At 36.2% G+C, this 235-nt stretch carries 1 protein-coding gene; it reads right to left on the bottom strand.

Annotation, left to right across the window (positions count from 1 at the left end; translation table 11 throughout):
* The coding region (locus V6255_RS18270) for an FtsX-like permease family protein (RefSeq protein WP_341629409.1) at positions 1-235 on the bottom strand (235 nt) is incomplete at both ends.

Here is a 235-nt window from a genome sequence, read left to right as displayed (position 1 = left end):
CAGAAAGCAATTTTCGTCCTAACAACTCTTCAAAAGTACTAAATATTCTGCTTAAGTTGATGGCTAAATATACGCCATGTAAAGCGCCGAAAATACATCCCACTAAACCATTAAAGGCACCTTGAACAAAAAAGATAGCGCGTAAAGACCATTTATCAGCCCCCATAGTTTTTAAGATGGCTATATCTCCACGTTTTTCATTAGCCGCCATCACTAAAGTAGATACAATATTAAA

Origin of the sequence: Psychromonas arctica (genome assembly GCF_038155225.1) — a bacterium.
Classification (GTDB): domain Bacteria; phylum Pseudomonadota; class Gammaproteobacteria; order Enterobacterales; family Psychromonadaceae; genus Psychromonas; species Psychromonas arctica_B.
The sequence above is the reverse complement of the archived record's forward strand: the minus strand, read 5'-3'. Positions and strand labels throughout refer to the sequence as shown.